The 24100-nt window shown below is 44.5% G+C and carries 27 protein-coding genes; 16 read left to right on the plus strand and 11 right to left on the minus strand.

The window, feature by feature from the left end; genetic code table 11:
- Positions 1–19: 19 nt before the first annotated feature.
- The 3 genes from IQE94_RS11670 to IQE94_RS11680 all read right to left on the minus strand — a co-directional run bounded on the left by IQE94_RS11670 (position 20) and on the right by IQE94_RS11680 (position 4088).
- Positions 20–2551, minus strand: a complete 2532-nt coding sequence (locus tag IQE94_RS11670) for a mannose-1-phosphate guanyltransferase (RefSeq protein ID WP_212721838.1) — start codon at positions 2549–2551, stop codon at positions 20–22.
- Between the two features lie 675 nt (positions 2552–3226).
- Positions 3227–3535 carry a hypothetical protein gene (locus tag IQE94_RS11675; RefSeq protein WP_190598527.1) on the minus strand — a complete coding sequence of 103 codons (309 nt, stop codon included), beginning with the start codon at positions 3533–3535 and terminating at the stop codon, positions 3227–3229.
- A gap of 172 nt (positions 3536–3707) precedes the next feature.
- A complete protein-coding gene (locus IQE94_RS11680) occupies positions 3708–4088 on the minus strand; it encodes a hypothetical protein (RefSeq protein WP_223341993.1) in 381 nt (126 codons plus the stop codon).
- Between the two features lie 223 nt (positions 4089–4311).
- Here IQE94_RS11680 and IQE94_RS11685 point away from each other — a divergent pair, with 223 nt between their 5' ends.
- The 4 genes from IQE94_RS11685 (at position 4312) to IQE94_RS11700 (ending at position 7381) form a co-directional block, all read left to right on the plus strand.
- A complete protein-coding gene (locus IQE94_RS11685; RefSeq protein ID WP_223341994.1) occupies positions 4312–4467 on the plus strand; it encodes a ribbon-helix-helix protein, CopG family in 156 nt (51 codons plus the stop codon).
- A gap of 65 nt (positions 4468–4532) precedes the next feature.
- Positions 4533–4769: a DUF3134 domain-containing protein gene (locus tag IQE94_RS11690; RefSeq protein WP_190598525.1), complete on the plus strand. Its 237-nt coding sequence runs from the start codon at positions 4533–4535 to the stop codon at positions 4767–4769.
- 258 nt (positions 4770–5027) lie between these two features.
- Entirely contained in the window at positions 5028–5912 is an 885-nt protein-coding gene (locus tag IQE94_RS11695; RefSeq protein WP_212718522.1) for an S-methyl-5'-thioadenosine phosphorylase, read from the plus strand.
- Positions 5913–6055: 143 nt separating this feature from the next.
- Positions 6056–7381: an aminopeptidase P N-terminal domain-containing protein gene (locus IQE94_RS11700; RefSeq protein WP_212718523.1), complete on the plus strand. Its 1326-nt coding sequence runs from the start codon at positions 6056–6058 to the stop codon at positions 7379–7381.
- 211 nt (positions 7382–7592) lie between these two features.
- On the opposite strand, the gene IQE94_RS11705 is transcribed toward IQE94_RS11700, so the two are convergent.
- From IQE94_RS11705 to IQE94_RS11720, 4 genes are all read right to left on the minus strand, one after another.
- Positions 7593–8201, minus strand: coding sequence for an ATP-dependent Clp protease proteolytic subunit (locus IQE94_RS11705; RefSeq protein WP_028948479.1), 609 nt, complete (start codon positions 8199–8201; stop codon positions 7593–7595).
- 125 nt (positions 8202–8326) lie between these two features.
- A complete protein-coding gene (locus tag IQE94_RS11710) occupies positions 8327–9004 on the minus strand; it encodes an ATP-dependent Clp protease proteolytic subunit (RefSeq protein ID WP_212718531.1) in 678 nt (225 codons plus the stop codon).
- A 147-nt stretch (positions 9005–9151) separates the two neighbouring features.
- Positions 9152–10564: a transposase gene (locus IQE94_RS11715; protein WP_223341995.1), complete on the minus strand. Its 1413-nt coding sequence runs from the start codon at positions 10562–10564 to the stop codon at positions 9152–9154.
- A 258-nt stretch (positions 10565–10822) separates the two neighbouring features.
- Complete coding sequence (locus IQE94_RS11720; protein WP_223341996.1) at positions 10823–10975, minus strand: hypothetical protein; 153 nt, start codon at positions 10973–10975, stop codon at positions 10823–10825.
- 270 nt (positions 10976–11245) lie between these two features.
- On the opposite strand from IQE94_RS11720, the gene IQE94_RS11725 reads away from it, so the two are divergent.
- The 10 genes from IQE94_RS11725 (at position 11246) to IQE94_RS11770 (ending at position 18841) form a co-directional block, all read left to right on the plus strand.
- Positions 11246–11548, plus strand: coding sequence for a hypothetical protein (locus IQE94_RS11725; protein ID WP_223341997.1), 303 nt, complete (start codon positions 11246–11248; stop codon positions 11546–11548).
- 223 nt (positions 11549–11771) lie between these two features.
- A complete protein-coding gene (locus IQE94_RS11730) occupies positions 11772–12725 on the plus strand; it encodes a replication initiation factor domain-containing protein (protein WP_223341998.1) in 954 nt (317 codons plus the stop codon).
- An 85-nt stretch (positions 12726–12810) separates the two neighbouring features.
- Positions 12811–13326 carry a hypothetical protein gene (locus tag IQE94_RS11735; RefSeq protein WP_223341999.1) on the plus strand — a complete coding sequence of 172 codons (516 nt, stop codon included), beginning with the start codon at positions 12811–12813 and terminating at the stop codon, positions 13324–13326.
- A gap of 392 nt (positions 13327–13718) precedes the next feature.
- Positions 13719–13877, plus strand: a complete 159-nt coding sequence (locus tag IQE94_RS11740) for a hypothetical protein (protein WP_223342000.1) — start codon at positions 13719–13721, stop codon at positions 13875–13877.
- Positions 13878–13882: 5 nt separating this feature from the next.
- Positions 13883–14023 (plus strand): hypothetical protein, encoded by a 141-nt coding sequence (locus tag IQE94_RS11745; protein WP_223342001.1) that lies wholly within the window; start codon positions 13883–13885, stop codon positions 14021–14023.
- A gap of 182 nt (positions 14024–14205) precedes the next feature.
- Positions 14206–14343, plus strand: coding sequence for a hypothetical protein (locus IQE94_RS11750; RefSeq protein WP_223342002.1), 138 nt, complete (start codon positions 14206–14208; stop codon positions 14341–14343).
- Between the two features lie 44 nt (positions 14344–14387).
- On the plus strand, positions 14388–16466 hold the full coding sequence (locus IQE94_RS11755) for a hypothetical protein (RefSeq protein ID WP_223342003.1): 2079 nt from the start codon (positions 14388–14390) through the stop codon (positions 16464–16466).
- A 226-nt stretch (positions 16467–16692) separates the two neighbouring features.
- Positions 16693–17211, plus strand: coding sequence for a hypothetical protein (locus IQE94_RS11760; RefSeq protein WP_223342004.1), 519 nt, complete (start codon positions 16693–16695; stop codon positions 17209–17211).
- Positions 17208–18197: a zonular occludens toxin domain-containing protein gene (locus IQE94_RS11765; RefSeq protein WP_223342005.1), complete on the plus strand. Its 990-nt coding sequence runs from the start codon at positions 17208–17210 to the stop codon at positions 18195–18197. The genes IQE94_RS11760 and IQE94_RS11765 overlap by 4 nt, the downstream gene beginning before the upstream one ends.
- 464 nt (positions 18198–18661) lie before the next feature.
- A complete protein-coding gene (locus IQE94_RS11770) occupies positions 18662–18841 on the plus strand; it encodes a hypothetical protein (protein WP_223342006.1) in 180 nt (59 codons plus the stop codon).
- A 17-nt stretch (positions 18842–18858) separates the two neighbouring features.
- On the opposite strand, the gene IQE94_RS11775 is transcribed toward IQE94_RS11770, so the two are convergent.
- Together IQE94_RS11775 and IQE94_RS11780 are read right to left on the minus strand one after the other, a co-directional pair.
- On the minus strand, positions 18859–19251 hold the full coding sequence (locus IQE94_RS11775; protein WP_223342007.1) for a hypothetical protein: 393 nt from the start codon (positions 19249–19251) through the stop codon (positions 18859–18861).
- A gap of 7 nt (positions 19252–19258) precedes the next feature.
- Complete coding sequence (locus IQE94_RS11780) at positions 19259–19414, minus strand: hypothetical protein (protein WP_223342008.1); 156 nt, start codon at positions 19412–19414, stop codon at positions 19259–19261.
- Positions 19415–20231: 817 nt separating this feature from the next.
- On the opposite strand from IQE94_RS11780, the gene IQE94_RS11785 reads away from it, so the two are divergent.
- Positions 20232–20555, plus strand: coding sequence for a hypothetical protein (locus IQE94_RS11785; RefSeq protein ID WP_223342009.1), 324 nt, complete (start codon positions 20232–20234; stop codon positions 20553–20555).
- Positions 20556–20644: 89 nt separating this feature from the next.
- Complete coding sequence (locus tag IQE94_RS11790; RefSeq protein ID WP_223342010.1) at positions 20645–20857, plus strand: hypothetical protein; 213 nt, start codon at positions 20645–20647, stop codon at positions 20855–20857.
- Between the two features lie 520 nt (positions 20858–21377).
- On the opposite strand, the gene IQE94_RS11795 is transcribed toward IQE94_RS11790, so the two are convergent.
- Both IQE94_RS11795 and IQE94_RS11800 read right to left on the minus strand, forming a co-directional pair.
- Positions 21378–22592, minus strand: coding sequence for a type II secretion system F family protein (locus IQE94_RS11795; RefSeq protein ID WP_212718538.1), 1215 nt, complete (start codon positions 22590–22592; stop codon positions 21378–21380).
- A 116-nt stretch (positions 22593–22708) separates the two neighbouring features.
- Positions 22709–23818, minus strand: a complete 1110-nt coding sequence (locus IQE94_RS11800; RefSeq protein WP_223342011.1) for a type IV pilus twitching motility protein PilT — start codon at positions 23816–23818, stop codon at positions 22709–22711.
- Positions 23819–24100: the final 282 nt, after the last annotated feature.

A 24100-nucleotide genomic window follows, 5' to 3' on the forward strand; every position in this document is an offset into this window, starting at 1 on the left:
GTTTCACCCATCCCTAGCATCAGGAAAAATGTTGGTAGGATTCCTCCTGGGCATCGCTAATAAAATTCAATACCTGAGCCTGGTAGTAACGTAATTTGTCATCTACCCAGTGGCGGTCTTCACTGTTGGCGTAGATATGGACTAGGGGCTCCCCAGCATCGGGCAAAATCAAGACCCAATTGTCTCCGTTGGGAAAAGTTATTTTTACCCCGTCCACCAATTCAATATGCTGATCTCGATGGATTTCCACTAAATGGCGCATCAGGGCCCCTTTAATTTTCCAAGAACAACGGACACTGCAACTGTTGTGGTAAACCGTCGGCAATTCTGCCCGAATTTCCCCCAGGGTACGTTTTTGCACAGTCAGCATTTCCATCACTTTAGCAATGCAGAACATGGCATCAAAGCCGGGGTGTAAGCGGGGGAAAATAAAACCAGTTTCCCCACTGCCCCCCAAAACCACGTTATGGCTCGATTGGGCGGCGGCCATCAAAGCGGTGGGATTGGCCTTGGTTCTCAAAACTTTCCCTCCATGGCGGCGGGCCAACTTCTCCACTGCACTGGAGGCCTGCACTGGCACCACAATGGTTCCCCTGGGAGAGGCAGTTAACATCATATGTACCATCAAAGCAGTTAGCAGTTCCCCCCGGATGGGCAGGCCCCCTTCGTCCACTAGGGTAAGTTGTTCGCCATTGGCGGAAACTTGCACCCCCAAATTAGCCTGGAGCGCCGATACTACTTGCCCCAACTGACTGAGTAGGACTTCCTTTTCTTCGTTGGAAACGGCGGTTTGCCGCAGACTAGCATTGAGTACCACCGCGTCGCAGCCGAATTTGGTTAATAGCAATGGCAGAATGGCCCCGGACACCCCATAGGCATAATCGATGACAATTTTGGCCCCATCATTATTGATGATGTCCATGTCCAGCAACTTTTCAAAGGTATGGCAATAGGTTTCCAACACCTGGGCCGGATAGGACATGTCGCCGATTTGGGGAATACTCACCCGACGTAAATCTTCTTTGAAATAGGCCCCTTCAATTTTCTTCTCGGTCTTTTTGGAAATGTTGATACCCTGGCTATCGAGAAATTCAATCAGCAAATAATCTGGGCGATCTGGATGAATACGCACATGGATGCCACCGGCCACTTTCAACTTCGGGGTCATGGTGCGGGCAATGGGAATCGCTGTCGCTTCCAGGTTTTGAATGTTTACCCCCACCGACATCAGGCCGGCAATGAGGGAACGGGTAACCATGCGGGAGACGTTACGTTGATCCCGGGAAACAACAATTTCCGCCCCGGGCTTGAGGGAAGAACCGTAGGCCGCCCCCAATTTAACGGCAAACTCCGGCGTCATATCAATGTTGACAATGCCGGAAACGCCTCTCTGACCGAATAGGTTACGGTGACCGGTACTTCCCCAGATCAAATTGATGTTGAGAATGGCCCCCGGTTCCACCCGTTTACTAGGCCAAACTTTAACGTTGGAGTTGATCTGAGCTTCTTCTCCAATGATGGATAGGGGGCCAATTACTGCCCCTTCCAGCACCTGTACCCGTCTTTCTATGCGACAGCCCCGTCCCACCACACAGGCGGCTAGATAAGCTTCATCGCCAATGAGGACTCCATTCCAAACAATAGCCCGTTTTAATTCTGCTCCAGCGCCAATGGTGACGTTATCGCCAATGATGGTACCGGCTTCCAATCTAGTGCCCGGGCCGATGTTGCAGTTATCGCCGATCGCCAAGGGGGGAATCAGAACAGCGGTGGGGTCGATGGTGGTGTGTTCCCCGATCCAAATATCGGAGTGCCTAGGTAGATTACCCAATTCCAACGTGACTTTTTTTTCTAGGGCATCGTATTGGGCTTCCCGGTAGGCATCTAAATTACCGACATCACACCAGTAACCATCAGCGACAAAACCATACATGGGCTCGTCATTTTCCAGTAGGAGGGGAAATAAATCCTTGGAAAAATCCATTTCCTCCCTGGGGGGCAGATAGGCCAGCACCTCCGGTTCGAGGATATAGGTGCCGGTGTTGACGGTGTCGGAAAAAACTTCACTGGTGGAAGGTTTTTCTAAAAATCTTTGTACCCGTTGGTTTTCGTCGGTTATGACCACGCCAAATTCAAGAGGGTTGGGAACCTTGGTTAAAATCAGAGTTGCCTTGGCCTGTTTTTGTTTGTGGAAGGCGATCGCCTGGGTGAGATTAAAATCTGTAATGCTATCCCCGCTAATTACCAAAAAAGTATCATCCAATAACTCTTCAATGTTTTTGACGCAACCTGCCGTACCCAGGGGATGCTCATCCTCTACGGCATAGGTCATTTGAACGCCGAATTCACTGCCATCGAGGAAATAGTCCCGCATGGCATCGGGGAGGTAGTGGAGGGTAGCCACCACTTCGGTGATGTTATGGCGACGGAGCAAATGGATAATATGGGCGGCGATCGGTTGATTAACAATGGGCACCATGGGCTTGGGCAGATCGCAAGTCAGGGGTCTCAAACGGGTGCCTGCCCCCCCTGCCATCAACACAGCTCGCATTCCTTTACCTCGGTGACGAATTTCTGTTCCCATCTTAAGGTAAACCAATAACTCTAACCGGTTGCCGTTGCGGTTTCAACCCCATCAATATTGCGGACAGTTAGAGTGGCTATAGACAAACCCCAGATGGCCCCTGGATCTATAGAGGGTTTTGACGACGGCAATGATAATATTTTCCATTGCAAGGCCGCAGATTCTCCGTTTCTCAAGGTCAAGGACTATTCAAAAGCTTGACAGTTAATTGCTAAGGCAATCTAGCGGGGGATTCTTGCTTCAGTGACTCTTGACTAGATCAAACAACGTTAATTGCTTGACCCCTGCCAGAACGTATCCACTCCGCAAGCATTTTGAATCACGGACTATCCGACCAAAACTTTTGCGCTGGCAGTGTCACGGCTGTCAATATGCCTACAAAATTGGCAGTTGTGTAATCGTTGATTTAACTTTGTTTTACTTGTTGCGCCAATTAATAAATTAAAGTAGCACAATGGCTGAATTGTTAATTTCATATTATTGAGTATATTTTTCCGGCTCTGTTCTTTATTTCACCATGGATATTTTTGTATGTTCCGGTGAGACCTCTCTTCTCCTTGTTTTGATAGAATGGCGACAAAAAATAGGGGAAGCCGGAGGTAATTTCCGCTTCCCCTGTAATAGGCGATGGCAATGTCAAGATTAGAATTGTTTCTTAACCTGCTCAAATGTGTTGGACAATTCGTTCCAACTTTTTTCTAAGCCTGCTTGCAACTCTTCCCAAGCAGCTTCACCAGATTGTTGAAGATCGTGCCATTTACCCATTAGGGCGTCCCGTTGGGCCTGAAGATCCTTAAGGGCTTTTTGGTAGTTAACATTGGCATCTGCGGCTTTTTCCCTAGCTTCGGCAGACATTTGATCAATCTGGGCATTGAGCTTGTCAATTTTTGCTCTTACCTTCTCTTTATAGGCTTCTTTTTCTTGGGCAGTCATCGTGGTGGGGTTGGACATAAATGTTATCCTCTCTGTTTTTATTTACTGTAGGTTTTCTACAAAAGCTACACCAGCCGGCGATCGGAAGGAAAATGTAGAACATCTCCCGGTATCACACCAGTGGGGACAGTTAATGTTGTTTTTCTAGAATGCTTAAATTTGACTGAATTAGCCAAGTCCTGGATCGGGACTAGAATCTACCAGTGATGGATAGGGCGATCACAATTAGGGCTAAAGCCAGGTTAGCGGCCAATCCGAAACCAATTAACTTGCGTCTAAACTGTTGCTTAGAGTCTGGATCAATTTCTGATACGGGAGGAGAAACTGGGTAAGCGTTAATCAAACCTGAATCGGTGACCCGGTAAGCAGGCTCAACGTTGGGGGAAGAGGGCGCATCTGCTTTGCCTGCGTTTTCTTTCATTTCTGACTCTGGAGTCAGAGGCTTTTCCCTCTCTGTCAATCCCTTAGCGGCAACTTCAGAGGGAATCAGCTCGCTCCCATCGCTGATATGTTGACCACGGTTATTTTTAGCAGTGGTTTCTTTTTCCAGTGCTGTGTTTTGGCTATCCATTGATAACCCTCCATCTAACGACAGCAAGTATTTGCCTTGCTATAATTCCATTGTAACTCCCCGTCGTGCTTTTGTCAACTCAAAGTAATTTAACTTTAAATATATTGTCGTAACTTTATAATTGCTTTGTTATTACAAGTGAAATCATTAAAGCCCTATAGAATGCCGTGTCAGTCCGCTGAAAGTTGCTATGCTGGGGAAAGAGAAGGACTCTGTGAGGGCAATGATTAGAACAAAACCGAAATCCGATAAAGTGCTGACGATTCGTTTACCGGAAAAAGATTTGATTCATTTAGAGCGTTACTGTACGGCGGAGGGGCGGACAAAAACCGAGGTGTTGCGTCAGCTAATCCAAAATTTACCCACAGTTCCAGACTAGGAGCATATTTTGCTATAATCGTGGGTCGCTCAAAATAGATAATTCAATAGTTGGCATTAAGCACTATGTACAATCCTTCCCTCCGTCGAGAAGCCCGTTATGAGCCAGCGGCGGTTTTGCCTGTTACCCGTGAGCAGTCTCTGATTGACTGGCTAGAAAGTAATAATCGTTTGATTTATCGGGAAATTGAAGAGGGCACCACCAGCAATATGAGTGACGAGGATGTTGATATTGCTGAGTTGATGGATGGGGATGACAATCTCTATAGTGACGATAGCAGTGATGATATGGATGAAGACTAAGCCTGAAAAGCTAAGTTAATTCAGATCTGTATCAGTCAGTTTTGGAAAACTCTGCCCGCCGGGGGGGGGATTTTCGTCCCGGATGTTGAGGGGGGCATTCCCATGGGCTACCTGGGAGTGGTTGGCAAGGATATTTTTCGGAAGTCCCCATCTCATCCCAGGGGTTGGGGAGAATCTTTGTGATAAGGAGGATTTAACCTTCCCCTCGCTTTGGACAGTTTAATTGTCAAACCAATCTCGTTAGGAAAGAATTCCACCATGGTAAATGCACAAATTGGCATCATTGGCGGCAGTGGATTGTATCAAATGGACGCCCTCAAAAATGTTGAGGAGGTGACTATTGATACGCCTTTTGGGGCGCCGTCAGACAGCTTTATTGTGGGGGAATTAGCTGGGACATCAGTGGCTTTTTTGGCCCGCCATGGCCGGGGGCATCACCTTTTACCTAGCGAAATTCCTTTTCGAGCCAATATCCATGGCATGAAACAGTTAGGGGTTAAATATTTAATTTCTGCGTCGGCGGTGGGTTCTTTGCAGGCAGAAGCAAAACCTTTGGATATGGTGGTTCCGGACCAGTTCATTGACCGCACTCGCCAGCGGATTTCCACTTTTTTTGGGGAGGGTATTGTGGCCCACATTGGTTTTGGCAACCCCATTTGCCCCCAGTTAGCTCAGTGTCTTTCCACGGCGATCGCCGGTTTGGAGTTGGAGGGGGTAACGCTCCATGACCGGGGAACCTACGTGTGTATGGAGGGCCCAGCCTTTTCCACCATTGCGGAATCGAATTTATATCGTAGTTGGGGGGGGACTGTGATCGGTATGACTAATCTGCCGGAGGCCAAGTTAGCCAGGGAAGCAGAAATTGCCTACGCTACTTTGGCCCTGGTAACGGACTATGACTGTTGGCACCCAGACCATGACCATGTGACGGTGGAGATGGTTATTGGTAACCTACAAAAAAATGCAGTCAATGCCCAGTGGGTAATTCTGGAAACGGTGAAACAATTGGCGGCTAATCCCTTTGATTCCATTGCCCACAGCGCTTTACAGTATGCAGTGCTGACTCCCCCGGATAAGTTTCCCACTGCCACCTACGAAAAGTTATCTTTGCTTTTGGACAAATATTATTCCCCTTCCCGGTAGAAACATGGCGGAAGTTTCCAAATTGGGCAAATTCTCCCACAGTCTGGAGATCATGCACTTGAGGGGCAAACCTGCCGCCGCCGAGCTTTTTCCCTAACCAGTACAATAGGGATATTACCCTTTAGCCTGTATGACTTTTGCCCATGCACCCGGTTGTTAGTTCCGCTGAATATCGCCAACGTCGCGATCGCCTGATGGCCAAGCTTGGTCAGGGAACGGCCATTTTTGCCAGCGCCCCCCAGGCGGTGATGCACAACGATGTGGAATATGTATTCCGTCAGGATAGTGATTTTTACTACCTAACGGGTTTCAATGAACCGGAGGCGATCGCCGTTTTTGCCCCCCACCACGAAGAACATCAATTTGTTTTGTTTGTGCAACCCAAGGATCCGGCCAGGGAAACCTGGACTGGCATTCGCTACGGTGTGGAGGGGGCCCAATCAACTTTTGGGGCGGACATTGCCTATCCCATTGGGGAACTGGATGAGCATTTACCAAAATACCTGGAAAAAGCAGATAAAATTCATTACCACCTTGGTCGAGATGAAGCGTTAAACAAAACTATTCTTCACCATTGGCAACGTCAATTGGCCGCCTATCCCCGGCAAGGCTATGGACCCCAGGCTTTGGTCAATTCCCATGGCTTGGTGCACCCTCTGCGGCAAGTGAAAAGCGAAACCGAATTAGCCCTGTTGCGGCGGGCCTGTGACCTGTCGGCGATCGCCCATCAGCGGGCCATGGAATTTGCCAGACCTGGCCATTATGAATATCAGGTACAAGCGGAATTAGAAATTATTTTTCGGTGGGAAGGGGGTTTGGGTCCAGCCTATCCCTCCATTGTGGCGGCGGGTAAAAATGCCTGCATTTTGCACTACATCAACAATGATTGCCCTTTAGCCGATGGGGATTTACTGCTCATCGATGCCGGCTGTTCCTACGGCTACTATAACGGTGACATCACCCGTACTTTTCCGGTCAGCGGCAAATTTAGCCCGGAGCAACGCACTCTGTATGAAATTGTTTTAAACGCCCAGGAAGCGGCGATCGCCGCAGTGCAAGCAGGCAATCCCTACCACCAATACCATGATGCCGCGGTGTCAGTGATTGTGGATGGCCTGATGGATTTGGGTCTGCTGGCGGGCGATAAGAAAGAAATTATCAAAGAAGAAAAATATAAACCCTTCTACATGCATCGCACAGGCCATTGGTTGGGTCTTGATGTCCACGATGCGGGCAATTACAAACAGGATAAGGATACCTGGACAGTGTTGGAACCAGGGCAAGTGCTCACCGTGGAACCTGGTATTTACATTGCCCCGGATATAAAACCTGTGGAAGGGCAACCGGAAGTGCCGGAACAATGGCGCGGCATTGGCATTCGCATTGAGGATGACGTATTGGTCACCGCCCAGGGCCCCGACGTTTTAACCAGTGCAGTGCCCAAGGCGATCGCCGACTTGGAACATTGATTATTGTTTAGACACCCTAACTCCAGTCAAAACCCAAGACTAGAGGGAGTTTCGTACTCTGACCCAGGGTTCTGACTGGACTCCATTTTGTTATCGATTCTCAGAGCAAGAAGAAAAAATCTCCCCAGGTTTGCCTTAACTGCAGTGGGGAGAAGGAGGGGTTATCTTAGAACCTTGCTAACGGTTTTACCAAGAAACAATGATTGGGCTATTAGTTATTGCCCATGCTGGAGTTTTCAATCACTTTATCGATCAAGCCATAGTCTCTGGCTTCCGCCGCTGAGAGAAAATAATCCCGGTCAGTATCCTTGGCAATCTTTTCCACGGTTTGGCCGGTACGTTGCGCCATAATTTCGTTCAACTGTTGACGGATACGGAGAATTTCCCGCGCTTCAATGTCAATATCCGTTGCTTGACGGCGACCGGTACCTCCCATGGGCTGGTGGATCATAATCCGGGCGTGGGGCAGGGCTAATCGTTTTCCTGGCGCCCCGGAGGCTAACAAAAAGGCTCCCATGGATGCGGCCAGGCCCACACAGATGGTAATCACTTCTGCTTTGATATATTGCATGGTGTCGTAAATGGCCATGCCCGCAGTGACAGAACCACCAGGGGAATTGATATAGAGATAAATCGGCTTACTCGGATCATCGGAATCTAGATATAGCAAAAAAGCCACAATTCGATTGGCGATCGAGTCATTTACCTCTTGGCCAAGGAAAATAATCCGTTCTTGGCTCAGTCGAGTATAAATATCAATCCACCGTTCATACTGACTGCCGGGAAGACGAAACGGAACACTGGGAACACCGATAGGCATGGGTTTTTTCGCTTAAATTTGGGAATAGATTTGAATAGTCAACAAAAGTCGGAACTTAGCTGATGGGGGACAATGGCCCCGATTTGCTCAGTAGGGGTAGAGTCTTTAGGCAAGATTTAAATGGCCTAAATCACTGCCATTGGTTTGGGCAATTCCGCTGGGCTTTCTAGCACCCGGTCAATCAGTCCATACTCCTTAGCTTGGGCGGGGGTGAGATAAAAAGTCCGGTCCATGTCTTTGGCTAACCTTTCCTGGGTCTGGCCAGTGTTAAAGGAAAGAATTTCCAGCATTGTCTGTTTGTTGGAAATTACTTCCTTGGCGCGAATTTGGATATCCGTAGCCTGGCCCTGGGCCCCAGTGCGATTTTGGTTAAGGACGATGGTGGAGTGGGGCAAACTCGCCCGATAACCTTTGGTGCCGGCAGAAAGGATCATGGCGGCGGTGCCCATGGCTTGGCCAATGCAAATGGTATGCACCGGGGGCTTGATGTAGTTGAGGGTGTCACAAATAGCGAAGGCTTCGGTTTCAAAACCCACCGCATCGCCGGTGTACCAGGAAGTACCAGTGGAGTTGATATAAAAATAGATTGGTTTATCGGGATCGTCGAATTGGAGATACAGCAGTTGGGCAATAATCAACTGGGTCACATCAATGCCGACCTGTTGCTTCACCTCGTCGGAGGAGAAAAGCGGCATCCCCAAGTAAACGATGCGCTCTTTAAGCAAAAGGGATTCCAGATCCGGCGGCGGCGTTTTGAAAGCCATGTCGCCATAGTAGGAGGATTGAACCGCAGTTATTTCCATGCTGTCAGGTTGGTGTCGATGGATAAAAAGGCGAAACCAGAGGAATGCCTTATTTGCCCGTGGATATTGGTTATGATCATTTTATTCTAAGCTAGCAAATTACAGACTAAATAAGGGATCCTAAGAAAAGACCCCTACAAGCCAGAATTAATCAGTAACGTCGAGAGTCTCCCTAACCTCATCTAGAGCACGGTAAAGAAGCTTAGCGGCATAGCCTCCGGTCTTGTTAATAACCAAGTTACCCACCAGATTATTTTTAGCCATACCAGCAGGTTTCTTAGCAGACCAGTCAATCTCTGAGAGTAGAGCTTTAACCTGATTAACCGTCATCAGACCAGAAGACGACAGAGAGTTAAACATCTCAGACCGTAGCCGAGCTTGGTATTTAGCGGCCGCCTGTAAGGCCAACTTATCAGGGTCTGCCTTGAGCTGGGCCGTTTTCTCATCGTGATAGTCCTTAATCCTTTGCAACTGCTCAGAGTATTGAGTCTTAGCACCAAGCTTGAACTGCGAACTAACCCAGCAGTAGAACTCAGCCCGACAGATGGAAGAACTAGAACCAGTCTTAGAACCTTTGATGCTAGTCCCTGACTGTGTCTCTACCCTTGCCAACCCGATACGACGCTTAAACGCAGGCAGACTAGTAAAACGTTCACTAAAAGGGTAAATCAGAGTAAGCAGAATACCCCGCAGAGGAACGCCAAAGTTAAATCGGTCAAAGACCAGGTCATAACCCGCAAACTGGGGAGAATGAACGAGGTCAGAGAGCCTGCTATTAATCTCATTAACTTTTAAATCAAAGTCATCAGTCAAGCCAGCAAGATAGATCGAAGTATCTGAAATCTCTATGCCATATTCCCTCGCAATGGAATTATTCAAACGATTCACCCAAGGAGACCTACGAGTACCCCGTTGACGACCAGCAACTACTGAAAGCAATGACCTACGACCATCAAGACGAGTTTTACCTAAAGGATCTGAATAGAGGGAAGCAGATTCAGGGAAATCAAAGGCTAGATGATGTTGGACTCTATTACAAGCTCTAACAGACATCTTTATACAAAATTTTCTCAGATGATATAAATCTCGAATCTTAGCAATAGAGCCATTCTCAAAGCGGATAAAATAACGCCAGTAGTCTTTAAAAGTTTGAGTATAGGCACAAAGAGCATAAGCGTCAGCAATATCATTCTTATCCGGTAGTCCGTGGGTTTGCCGCCAATTTCTACAGCTATGGTGATTAACCCAGAAAACCTTAATACCGTGAGATTCACAAACCTTAGCAATGAACATCGAGTAGTGAAGCCCCGTAGGTTCTAATGCAACTGCATCGACCTCCCAACTGAGGAAGGTATCAATACCCCGGACATCTAAAACCCTTTCAGCATCTTGAGTTCGATAAACATCATGGCAAAACCAGAAGGTATAAGGATCATCAGATGGTTTCTTAAACCGTGACCTAAATCCTTGTTTCCATACCTGCTTAGGATCAGCAGGAAGCTCATCAAGAATCCATGCCACAGCGTAGCCTTTACAAATGTCAAGACCTGCAATTCTCATTATTAAATTGTCTCCAATAGGAAAGAGAAAGTTAGCTTTAAATTAATCCCAATAGAAGCCAGAAACCTATAAATACAAGACAGTTTATTCTTAAGCTTATTGGGTAGCTAGGCAATCAATAATCAGACATAAAATGATAAAACTATAAAGCCATTTTCCTTTAAATCGTCATATCAATTACCTAACCGATGAGACGGGAAGCTACTCCGTCCCTAGTGACCCCTCAACCTAAGCTCAGAGGTCAGTAGGGAAGGGCAACTACAAAGAATCAATCTCACCTAGTAATTCAATAAAACGAACCGTATCCAAAGGAGAACAAGAAGAAATATAAGCAGGAGAACGACTAGCAACATAGGTAAGAACCTGGTCAATATCAATAGGATGATCAATCTCTAAAGCATTAAGAATCATAGAAATATGATCTCTACACCAGGAGCAGGGAATATTATGCTCCGCAGACAATAACCCATCGAAGTCTGGGGAATTAAGACGAGCACCACAAGAGCAGAAGTAGTGGGTAGAGGAATCTATATCAAGAGGAGACATAAGAGAAAACCTAGCCAAAAGGGGAAAATTTATGCTATGTTCGACGCAGTGTATTATAAAAAAAAAAAACTACTTGTCAAATTTTTATAAAGAATTTACAGAAGTTTTACATTTCTTTACAAGGATGCAAGAACTATGGCTAAAAGAGGCAGAAAGCTAGGTAGCGGTGAAACCCGCATTGTCAAAGGATTTAGTCTCAAGCCCGACACCGTGGAAATGATCCGCATTGGTGCCCACGCCGCAGACATGAAGCACAGTACCTATTTAGAGACGTTAATCAATTCCAGTACGGTAACACTAGCCATAGCCGCTAAGGATTTAGCAGAATTAGCCACCGAGTTAGAAGAATCAGTAGAAAATCTAAATAATCAGATGACTAAGACAAATGATTTAATTACACGGGTAAAGGAGTTATCGAGAAGATTGGGGGGGAAATAGAGAAGACGGGAGAAAGTAAGTTAAACGACCTTAAATGGGGCGCTAACGCTGTTGGTCTCGGCATTAGCGGTCAGGTTATAAGGCTTAGTTATCTAGTTTCATTGTCTCTATTGTGGCGATGAGACTTTTTTTTTACTGTTGCTGGCATTGAGATTTCACGGTTTTAGAGGGCTGTTAGCACGCCCGCGAAATTTTTTATTGGTTTATTCTCTTTTACCCAGTTATGGCCCCTAAACACCTCAGCATTGGCATTGACTATCTGCAAGGCATGGCCCGTTTTTCAGAGTTTCGCCAGTTGGAGAGCTTTTTGCAGGAAGTACAAGCGGGCATGGTCAAAGGGGACAAGTGTTTTTTTGACCAGGAAGGAGTGACCATTGGCAGGAAGTTTAACAACCGTATTCGCTCAGTTAAGGGATTATGGGGAGGCTTTACCGTCCATGATGATTACATCGACTGCCATTTACAGTTTCCCGGTACTATTTGCTGGGAGTTTACGGATCAGTTAAAGAGCTTAGAGCTTATCAAAGAGAGGCTTAAAAAGCTTACCCGCATTGACATTGCCATTGATGACGAAAAGCGGCGCATCAGCCAAAGAAAGATCCAAACCCTAGCAGAAAAGAAGCACTACAAAGGCTTAGATAGTTTTAAATTCATCGAGTCCAAAGCTGTAAAGGGGGAGGAACCAATAGGGACTTGTATTTTTGGTAGCTCTGAAAAAATTGTCAAGTTCTACAATGCTGAATTTATGCACGGTATCCCCGCCGACCGTTGGGAATTATTACTGCGTGGAGATTATGCGGAATTTTGTGCCGATGAGATTATCGAAAAAAGAGATATTCGTGCCGGTGGCAAATTTTTGACCGGAACCCTTGATTTTATTAAGCCTAGCAAGGATTACAAGTCAGATAGAAGATACAGATTTTGGGAACAATTTGTCAAAGAGGTTGGCCAATGTCGGCTCAGAAAGCCCAGAGACGAACCCACCCTAGAAAGAGCTTTGGATTGGTTGGAGCGACAAGCTGGGCCCACTTTTGCTGTTATGTATTTCGGTCTCGGACAGACTGAATTTACTAAAAGTATTAGCCGCATAGCCGAACGATCTGGCGAAAGGCTCCAAGAACACCATCTAGCCTGGATTAACTACCTACAAGAACAACGAGAACAACCCTATGCTTAGCACTTCCAAATATTTAGTTATTGGCGCTTCCCAAGAGGAATATGTCATCGAAGGGGAAACCATTAAGTCTGGTTTTATCCAAGTAATGAACCTTGAACAAACCAATGATGGCGTTATCAAGGGTTATCAACCCATGAGAATTAATCTCAGAAATTCTGCTCTAAGAATTGAAGATTTTTCGGAAGCACCCGGAATTTATGAAATTGAGCGCCGACGCACTCCAAAGAAAAAGTTAGGCGAAAAAGGCTACAACCTAATCCCCATCAGAGCCAATTTGCTTAAGAAGATCAAGTTTCCCGAACGAGAGGAGATTCTTTTGATTGGAGCAAAGATGGTCAAAATGGAGCAATGGAAAGGGCTTGTTACCTATTTAATTGACCCCATGGGAGAGATGGAAGCTTTAAGCGAAAAGGGGAAAGCTTATGGCTATCTGGCAATTGAGGAAACTTTTGAACATTGGAATTTTAACAACCTCCAATTTATCCCCGGTTGGTATGAAGCAGAGTTTAAATCTGTCCGTGATACCAAGGGGCAAGAAATGGAACGCATTGCTGACATGAATCCCATTGAGCAATTAAACATGGCAGAGCTTGCCGCTTAACACCATGAGGAATCGCACACTATGGACAAGCTTAAGCTTATACACCGGGTCTCTAATCATTACCGGATGTTCCGATGCGTATTATCAGGATTGCACGAACTACATAGAAACAGTTTCAAACCTACAGCTAGCCATTGAAGCTACTTTATCAACTCCCTTTCTTTCAATGTATACCACTGCCTGGTTAGTGATTTTAGTTAGGAAATATGTATGGATATAAGCCAAATTTTTACGGGAATTTTGTTATTAGCTCAAGACCCTCCAATTGAACCAACTACCAGCACAATTGACACTCTATGTGTCGCTGAACATTGGAATCTAGCTACCAGTCTTTTTAAGGCTGTAGTAGTCCATGGGAGTCTAGCTTTTCTCACAGGAATTGTTTACAGATTATGAGCTATCAATTTTATTACGCTACCAATCTAAATTTACCTAGCAATTTTGGACAGGAAACCGCCGCTAAAATTCTCACTGAGGGAGCAAAGTACGCCACCGCCCTAATGGGAGTAATGGTCATTGTTTTCGTTGTTAAGTCTTTTACCAGAGGTTAACTATCATGATTTTAGCTAACTCTAACCTAGAACAAATAAACAGTACTTTACAGTCTGGTTATGAGTGGGGAACCAGCGCCGGTTTAGTTATTTTTGGCACCACCTTAGCCCTCACTGTAGCCGCTTACTTTTTCTATAAAATCTAGCCAATTAATAACAATCTAATATTAGCGGGAAGTTGGGAGGGTAAGTTTAGCCGAAAGCTAAGCTCTATTCTTTACCGGAGATTAAACCAATGCAATCTTTCAAACTTCACTTAACTGACACTGACAAACGCATTCTAATCGGTGCTGCTGCTATTGGCGCTTTAACCTTACCCGGAGCCGCTATGGCTAGCCCTGAAGATGTTGGTAACACTGTAACCGCCATTGGCACTGTTACTGGTGGTGTTGCCGCTATTGTTTTAACTGCTATGGGTTTTCGCATTGCTGTTAAGCAAGTCAACCGCATGACGACCAAAGGTTAATTGTCAATATTAGCTCAAGCAAATTACTACTAGGAGGGTAGCTTATGAAATCTGCTTTTTATAAGTTACCCATTATTTTTAATAAGTTTAAGAAGAATTTATACAAGAACAGACGCAAGCTAACCAACAGAATTGTTTCTTTCTCTATTCTGTTTCTAACGACTATTTCTATCTTTATTGGAGTTAGCAATAAACCTGCAGAAGCTTTTGTTACTTCACTTGACGCTTGTGCAGCTAATGCTGTATGTGCTCCAGGTATTGCTCCAGCTATTGCTCCTAGTGTAACCACGGCAGCAACTTCAAATGCAGGCTCCACTTTAGCTTTAATTGGGATGGGTGCTTCTGGTGGTTTAGTTGCTTATTCTCTACTAAAAAATGATGCCAATACTCTAATTGATTCTGTTCCTACTGGTAGGGTTAATGGCCGTCTTTATAACGTTAATTCTAGAATTACTAGTAGGATATGGCATAATTGGCAATTTTATTACATGTCTGGCCCTTTCGACGATTTCAAGCAACAGCAGTTGGTTGGGCCTATCTCCTATTCCGTTGGTTTTACTTCTGATAATCGCCGTGAAGGTTTATTCTTTACTCCTGGAAATCCTCACTATTGTAGTAATTATTTAAGATCCTCTCAGGATTGTCATTTAATTAGTTATCATGTATCCATTGTTCCTGCTGACGGCAAAAGTGAACTTGAAGACAAATTAGATGCTTATGAATCTGATCCAAATTTAATACCTGTTCTTAATGTAGTTGGAGTTTTACAAGAAGCACCTATTAATTTTGCTCCGGGTACACCATTACCTGTGCCAGGCATTTTTATCGACCCCGAAACTGGAGAGGTACGCATAATACCAGCAGGTGACCCTATGCCTAATCTAAATCCTGACCCACCACAAGAACCAGAGCCAGATCCATCACCAACTACAACCCCGGCTCCCAGTCCTTCTCCTTCAGAATCTCCAGATCCACCCATAGAACCAGAGCCAGATCCATCACCAACTACAACCCCGGCTCCCAGTCCTTCTCCTTCAGAATCTCCAGATCCACCCATAGAACCAAGCCCATCACCGTCACCGACTACAACCCCGGCTCCCAGTCCTTCTCCTTCAGAGTCGCCAGATCCAAATCCTGACCCTGAACCAGACCCATGGCCCTCTCCTGGTAATCCAGATCCTAATCCTTCTCCATCACCTAGTCCTTCTCCATCGGAATCTCCCAGCCCATCACCGTCACCGACTACAACCCCGGCTCCCAGTCCTTCTCCTTCAGAATCTCCAGATCCAAATCCTGACCCTGAACCAGACCCATGGCCCTCTCCTGGTAATCCAGATCCTAATCCTTCTCCATCACCTAGTCCTTCTCCATCGGAATCTCCCAGCCCATCACCGTCACCGACTACAACCCCGGCTCCCAGTCCTTCTCCTTCAGAATCTCCAGATCCACCCATAGAACCAAGCCCATCTCCATCACCGACTACACCCCCGGCTCCTAGTCCCAGCCCAGATCCACCCGACCAACCAGATCCACCCGACCAACCAGATCCACCCGACCAACCAGATCCACCTGACCAACCAGATCCGCCTGACCAACCAGATCCGCCTGACCAACCAGATCCACCTGACCAACCAGATCCGCCTGACCAACCAGATCCACCTGACCAACCAGATCCGCCTGACCAACCAGATCCACCTGACCAACCAGATCCACCTGACCAACCGGAGGAACCGGAAGAACCGGAAGAACCGGAGGAACCGGAAGAACCGGAAGAACCGGAAGAACCGGAGGAACCGGAGGAACCGGAAGAACCGGAGGAACCGGAAGAACCGGAGGAACCCCGAATCTCTTTCATCAGAATCTTTACTTTTCTACAAAAGTTTGACCCACCACCACCACCACAATTCGATGGACAATTTTTTGTTACCAATGCTCAAAACAGATTTAAAGATAAGTTTCCCTTTGATATGCTCGGAGGCCCATTACCCGAAGGTTTACCAGATTGCCCAACTTACACTTTTTTTGAACAAACCACAGAGCTATGTTTCCTAAGAGACGCTATTCTTTCCCTAAAAACTCCCCTCGAAATCGCCGTAGTAATCTACTTTTTCTTCAAGCTCTAGCAGTAGCAGCAACTATTGTTATCACCATCACTCCCCCATCATTAGCTCAGGAGGAAGAGACTTTAGACATACCCCAATTTGATTTCAGTGACCAACCATTTTTTCTAACTAATGCAATTGATGAGTTAAGCACGAAATTTCCCTTTGATATGCTCGGTTCTACCACTGGGGGAAGCTCTGGTGGTGATTGTCCCACCTATGAATTTTTTGGAGAGAATATACAGTTATGCATTCTAAGAGACATTATCATGGCGGTAAAAATTCCGGCACAAATCGCCGTGGCTCTCATGTTTTATCAAAGAATCTAATCATAATTTTTGTGATTATTTTCATCATTTTACTAATCACAGGAGTTGCCAGTGCTCAGGACGCACCACCCACACCAGATGCTAGTGCAGTCATTGAAAATGATGGGCAAGACATCAGTGTTAATGTCACTGTTAAGCCTTGGCCCCAAGCCCTACTAGAACTATTTGCCACTACCTACAGTTTTTTAGTGGCAGTCATCACTAATCCTTTCGGTGCTATCAATGCCGGAATTAATGCTGTAGTAGATGCCATGGCTAATGTTCTACCATCTACCCCTGAAAATCTTAAGTTAAGTAATATTGCTAGTGATTTAGGGGAAGCTGTACCCCTAGTGGGAACGGCAGTTATCAGAGCAATTTTAAACACTTTTATTGAGCTAGGAGGCTTAGCTTTAATAATCAAGATTTACAAGTTGATTCCCTTTAAAGCAACATGACGATCATTGGCATTTTTGGCGCTATTGGCTCTGGTAAGTCCCATAGTCAACTGAAGTATGGGCTAATGTATGCTGACAAGCGAGAAAAGCAAGTCGTTGCTAATTTTGCCTTAAATGTTAAAGAGGTATATCGGTATGCTTGTTTACCTGCTTATCTTGACGGTTTTTTAGGAAGCTTTAGGTATGAGTTACACAAATTAATTTATGTTCTATCAAGCAGTTTTAAGAAAGCAATCGGCAGAAAGCCTAAAAAGTTTACTTTTAAACCTATGCTTCCTTTTTTAAAAGAACAAATTGAAAAGGGTAGGGGAATTAGTTGGATTATCAACCCGGAAAATTTACAAGACTTAATGATTCCTGAAAGTGTTGTGTTATTAGATGAAGCTGGTATTTTTCTTAATGCCAGAGAGTTTGCCAAAACACCGAAGGAGTTATTATCTGACCTGGCCCAATCAAGGAAAGATGGGGTTGATTTAATTTACTGTGCTCAGTTTGACGAGCAAATAGACAAGCAGTTAAGATTATTAACCCAGTTTTTTTGGTATTGCTCTGGAATGACTTTTTGGAACAAGAAGATGAGAAGACCTGAGCTAAAGTTTAAGAATGTTCACATTTTCGATGCCGCTACTTTTAAGGAGTGGTATTACAACCCCAAAGCTAGAACCAATGGTATTAAGACTAGGTTTGCCTATGCCATTGATACTTTTTCAGGAGCTTTAAGCGGTGCTGATAAGCAGATTTTTAATTGTTTTAATTCTTTTAGCAGGTTAGATATTATTGATGGCAAAAATTTAAACATTATCAGCACCCTTGACCAGTGCTTATTGACAGAAAGACCGGACAACTGGCAAGAATTATCAAGGGCTTATTTTGAAACAGAACACCACAAGCAAGAAGAAAAGCTTAAGGAGGAAGCCAGAAAACCCCACCACCGTAATGGCAAAGGGAAAACCAAACCTATTGATTTATCGGAGTTATTAGGCTAATGATTTTTAATTGTCATAATTGCCAGCACCCAATCAACACTAAAACAGTTCAATGTTTTTATGAGGAAAGACTAGGATTTTATTGGAAGATTTTCCTTTGTCCCAACTGTGGCATTGAAAGATACAGAAGAATGCCTACAAGACCCCAATCCCTTACAGGTAAGGAGTCCAATCAGTTAAACATTTTTGAGGATTTTAATTATGAAAACTAAGTCTAGTTTCAGTTTCAAAACTCTTTATCTTTATGTTTTGACTTTCTTTTTAATTGTTTCATTTTTTATTAGTTGGAGGCTATACACTGAGTTAAATAATTTAAAGACGGTAATCAGTTTTACCCAAGATTACCAGGACAAGTACCTGTACGAGACTTTAAAGGCTAACAATTTAAAGGTTTTAACGATGGAGGAGGTTAAGGCTCCCCCCATTAGACCCCTTAACCCTATCAGAATTTTTGGTAAGTAATTATGAGCGTTAAACACAAGATTTTTACCATTGGCATCAGTTTAGTTATTATTTTTCTGTCTCTACGCTTTGGTGGTGGAAGGCTGTGGATCGGCGAACGACTCTGTTTAATGCCTAGGGTCTGTTTTTATCTTGGTACTCCTCTTAATTTTGGCCCAGAACGTCACAATCAGTCCCGATAACGAGAATACATTAAAACTTAGAAAGATGATTTTCGCTCTAGCTTGAACTCTATTAAAGCTTGTTTTAACTTAGTCAAAGGAAAAACGCCAGTGTCGTTATTTGACAAGGTTAATTTAATCAATTGATCAATTCCTTTGATTTTAGGAAAATAAGATTTAAGACAAAATCCAGAGCCAGAAGAATAACAACTAACTTGAATAAACTCACCATATTTTGCTTGTCTAAAAGCAGATAATTGTTCATAAAGATTAGTCAAGTATATCATTACCTCATTTTGAGAATTGATTGATAAAGAAATAAGATGAGGTCGTTGTTTATCAAAAGGAGCATAATTTTTAAGAACTAACTGATGAGTATCATAGATAATAGAACGAGTTGAAAAAACAAAGCGATCTCTTAGTTGAATCATAATGATATTACAAGTCTAAATTTAATTGATTTTCATTGTCAAAAAGAGATTTTCTATAATCTTTGATGATTTTTTCTATTTGTGGTTTTAAGGGCAGTGGAACCCTCATAAGAATTGTTTCATAAGGAGCACGACAACCACGACCACCTTTTGGTTTATACATACGTTGTTTAAATATTGAGTTTATAAAAAGGAATTATAAAGGAAAGAAAATAAAAGTCAAGAAAGATTTAGTTCCCGGCACTTTATAGAGGCGCTCCGCTTCTTTTTTTTCTGCCTCCCCACCCCCCTAACCCCCCGTGTGGGGGAACCGGAAAGCAAGAAGGCAAGACAGCTAAGGACGAGCAAAGCTCGATTTATTTCGATTTTTTTTGCCAGGACAGAATTTTAGCAGATTCGTCGAAAATTGGGGCAAGTTAGACGTTTAATGTTTGGCAAATTTAAACAAGTGAAATTTGCCTTTTTGAGGTTGTCTTTTTTATGTTGGCATTTTTCTTACGCCTAAACCTCATCAATTTTTGGCCCAGATAAGGATCGGAAAAATGCGTTAATTTTCTTTGGAACCCGCTTTTGTTTTTTTCTTGGGGCAAAAAAAATCTAGTGGGGGATTGCAGAGAGAGAAAGGAGAGGAGAGAAAGGGCTGTCTGTATGTACTGGTTTGCTAGCGATAATCTTTGCTGATCTTCTGGTTTACAGCTTGATTTATTGCACTCGAAGGATATCCAAATTGTTTTCTATTGTATCATTTTTAACCCGTATCAAGGGAGTTAATCTAAGGCTCTAACTTTTTCTAATTAAATAGGCTAGCTGAAATTTTTCTAAGTTCGTCCCTCACCAAGAAAAATAACCAGCGACCGTATTTAGTAAGAAAAAATAACTCGCCAAGATTAGCTAGACCCTTGACACTAGGACGCAACGAAGAAAGATATAAATTTTGGAAATGATAGGGAAAACGGGTAATTTGATTGAGGATTTTGATTATGTTAGATTTGTTTTTGTTTTGTTTGATTTTTGTGTTTTTTAGTTGGGGTATTTATGGAAAGAGTAAAAATAAGGTTGAAAGTGTGAATTATAATGTTTTAAGTGGAAATAGTGTTGGTTTTAGTGTAGTTGAAGAAGTTAAGAGCATTAAGTATTTTTTAGATGATGAGGATATGATTAAGATTTATAAGAAGAAATTAAGTAAGTTAGGGATAAGAGAATTATATAAATTAAGTAGTGGAAAAGTTAAGAATTATAAGAAGTTTAAAAAGGTTGAATTAATTAATAAATTGAGTAGTTTTTGGGAGGATTTAGATATTTAAAAATTGGTAAAATAAAAATAGGTAGTTTTTAGAGTTTAAATTCTAGAAACTACCTAAAAATTGTAATTTGATTTAATGGAGATTTTAGCATGGTTTACATGATTTTATCAAATGGTAAAAAGTTAGAGGTTAAATTGATTGGTAATTTAGTTTTTGTTAAAGATAGTTTAAGTAAATGGAAAAGGTTTCCATGGGATAAGGATGGTTATTGTAGGTGTGAGCTTTGGAGTTATAAAGGGAAGTTAAGTGATTTTGATAAAGGTTTGAGTATTAATGGTTATTATGTATTGTTTGATTTTTAGCGGAGGTTAAACTGGTGGGTCTGGTGGGTAGCCAGGCTCACTTATTTTTTTTGGCTACCCCAGAAAAATTGGAACAATCGAAGACAATCCGGATTAACCCCCCTCACCCCCCACCATTGGGGGGAGCCGGAAAAAGGCTATATCATGAGGGATTAGCTTTTCTTATTTGTTTAAAGTTATAGGTTTCCTTTAAGTTTAACCTTCTCTGCAAGTTTACCCAGGGGAAGCCTGCCCCCCAGGGCTTGATTTCGTCGCCCTTCTCTTGCGTCTCATCGCTAGTTCCTAAGTCTCTCCAGTAAGGCGTTTGCGGAAACTCCTCAGACTTCAGCCTTCATCATAGTTAGCAGTAAAGGGAATAAAAACCGCCGATGTCTTAAGGTAATGCTGGCGATCGACGGGGCGTTTCAAGTATCGCTCAAACTGGGTTGTCACCGGCAATCAGCAGAAGGCAGAGCGCTGATATTTTTTGAGTTACGCCCTGCTCTCTTTGCAACCACAGCGGTGACAATTCAATTACTAATTAACCCAACTGATCAAAGATGGCAAACATGGGTAGATACATGGAAAGCAAAATGGTACCGACCATACCGGCAATCAAGACCATCATGGCTGGCTCGATGATACTGGTCAGCGCTTTAACCGTTTGCTCTACCTCATCCTCATAGAAGTCCGCCACTTTCATCATCATGGCATCCAGTTCCCCTGTTTCTTCCCCGATACTAATCATTTGAATGGCCAAAGAGGGAAAGACTTTACTTTGTTGCAGAGCCAAACTCATCATCCCCCCCTGTTGGATTTCACTAATTGCTCCGGAGATCGCATCGGAAATTATTTTATTGGGCACAGTGTTACAAACAATTTCCAAAGATTGAATGATGGGAACCCCCGAACGGGTAAGAGTACCAAACACGCGGCAAAATCTAGCTACGGCGGTTTTTTCATTCAAGGGGCCAAACAGAGGCAGTTTCAACATCACCGCATCCACCTGGCGCCGCCCGGTATAGGTTCCGTAATATTTTTTGAACAGAAAAACAGCAACCACAATGACAATTACAGGAATAATGGCCATGGGACTTCTTAAAAAGTTACTTAGGCCAACCATAAATTCGGTTAAAGCAGGCAGTTCCCCCCCTAGGTCATCAAAAATTCCTGCAAAGACAGGGATGAGAAATATAGTCATACCCAGAAAAGCCACCACTGCCAGGAAGCCCACCGCCACCGGGTAAGCCATGGCGGACTTAATCTGGTTTTGCAAACGGGCCATGTCTTCCAGGAGTTTGGAAAGCCGATTGAGCACTTCATCCAAAACCCCCCCAGTTTCCCCTGCTTCCACCATGCTGACGTAGAGATCGTCAAAACAGTCGGGATACTTGGCCATGGCTTCGGAAAGGTTGGTCCCCTGTTGCACATCGCCACTAATACCAGTTAATGCCCGTTTCAGTTTGGGGTTAGGACATTGCTCCGACAGCACGCCCAAACAACGAACGATCGCCACGCCGGCATTGATCATGACGGAAAATTGACGGGAGAAAACCGCTTTGTCCTTAACGCTAACGTTGTTAAGTAAATTCTCGAGAAACTCGAGGTTGATTTCCCCGCCGGCTGGCTTAATAGTACCGATCGCCGCGTATTGTTGGCGGAGGATGGTGCGAGCCTGTTCCGGGCTCATGGCTTCCACCTTGGCTTTGGTGGTTTTGCCCTTACGATCTTTAACTTGAGCGACAAACGTGGCCATGGTTAATTATCTCCGTCACTGGATTTACTAGGCTTGGGTTGGGTGATTGATCAGATAATCAGTGGTGATCGAATATGAAAACTGATAAGCAGTTGCCAACAGGGTATTTAGGTTATTTAACGACGTTTGCCGGCGGGCTGGGGGGCCATGCCACCGATCAATCGCTGCAGTTCGTCGGGCTTACCACTCTTAGCCAAACCTTCTTCTAGGGAAATTACCCCCGATACCACCAATGTGGCCAGGCCTTGTTCCATGGTCTGCATGCCCAACTTGGCCCCGGTTTGAATGGCGGAATAAATCTGGGCCGCTTTTCCTTCGCGAATCAGGTTGGCGATCGCCGGGGTAATGACCATAATTTCCTGCACCAGGGCCCGGCCAAATTCCCCAGGTTTGGGGGCTTTTTTCTTAACCAAATTCTGGGCAAACACCGCCAATAGGGAGTTGGAGAGCATAGCGCGGATTTGGGCCTGCTGATTAGCAGGAAACACATCCAGCATCCGGTCAATGGTACTAGCGGCAGAATTGGTGTGCAAAGTACCAAACACTAAGTGCCCAGTTTCCGCCGCCGTGATAGCGAGGGCGATGGTTTCTAAATCCCGTAGTTCCCCCACCAGGACAATGTCTGGATCTTCCCGTAGGGCGGCCCGCAGAGCATTGCTAAAACTTTTGGTGTCTTCGCCCCGTTGCCGCTGGTGAAATAAGCTCCGGACATTGGGGAACACATACTCAATCGGGTCTTCGATGGTGAGAATATGTTCGGCCCTGGTGCGGTTAATTAAATCTAAAACTGCCGCTAGGGTGGTGGTTTTACCAGACCCTGTTTGTCCTGTGACCAGAATCAATCCCCTGGGACGTTCTGCCATTTCCCGCACAATGTTGGGGAGTCCCAATTGTTCAAAGTTGGGGATTTTGGAGGAGAGGGCCCGTAAACAGGCGGCATAACAACCCCGTTCTTTATAGACGTTAATGCGGAAACGAGCTAGCCCCTTCACCCCATAGGAACAGTCCAATTCCCAACTTTGTTCTAGTTCTTTCCGTTGGGAATTGTTGAGCATGCTAAAGATCAGCTTCTGGCTTTCTTGGGGAGTTAAAACTTCCTCGTTAATGGGTTCTAATTTGCCGCTTACTCGAAAATAAACTGGTGCCCCTGCTTGAATATGCATATCGGAGCCGCCCATTTCCACCAACTGCTCCATCAGATCTTCGATCATGTATTCCAATGCCATGACTTTAATGCTCCTATAAGTTCTTAACCCACAGCCAAAGCAAGCACAGGGGCTAACAAAAGTTTAATGCCACTTTCCTCTATTTGTCCGGCGATCGCCACAAATGGTCACAATTGCCCAATTTCTTTCGCTAGGATCTCGACTTGGCGCTTGCACAGGCAAAAACAAAGAGAAGTTAACTGGCACAGATGGAATCAGAATCGGCCACCTCCTGGGGGAGTTTTGTAAAGTTGTTTGTTACTTTGTTAAGGTAAAGCAACATTACTGGTTAGTCCTAGGTCC

Origin of the sequence: Synechocystis sp. PCC 7339, from assembly GCF_019924095.1 — a bacterium.
In the GTDB taxonomy this organism is placed as follows: domain Bacteria; phylum Cyanobacteriota; class Cyanobacteriia; order Cyanobacteriales; family Microcystaceae; genus Synechocystis.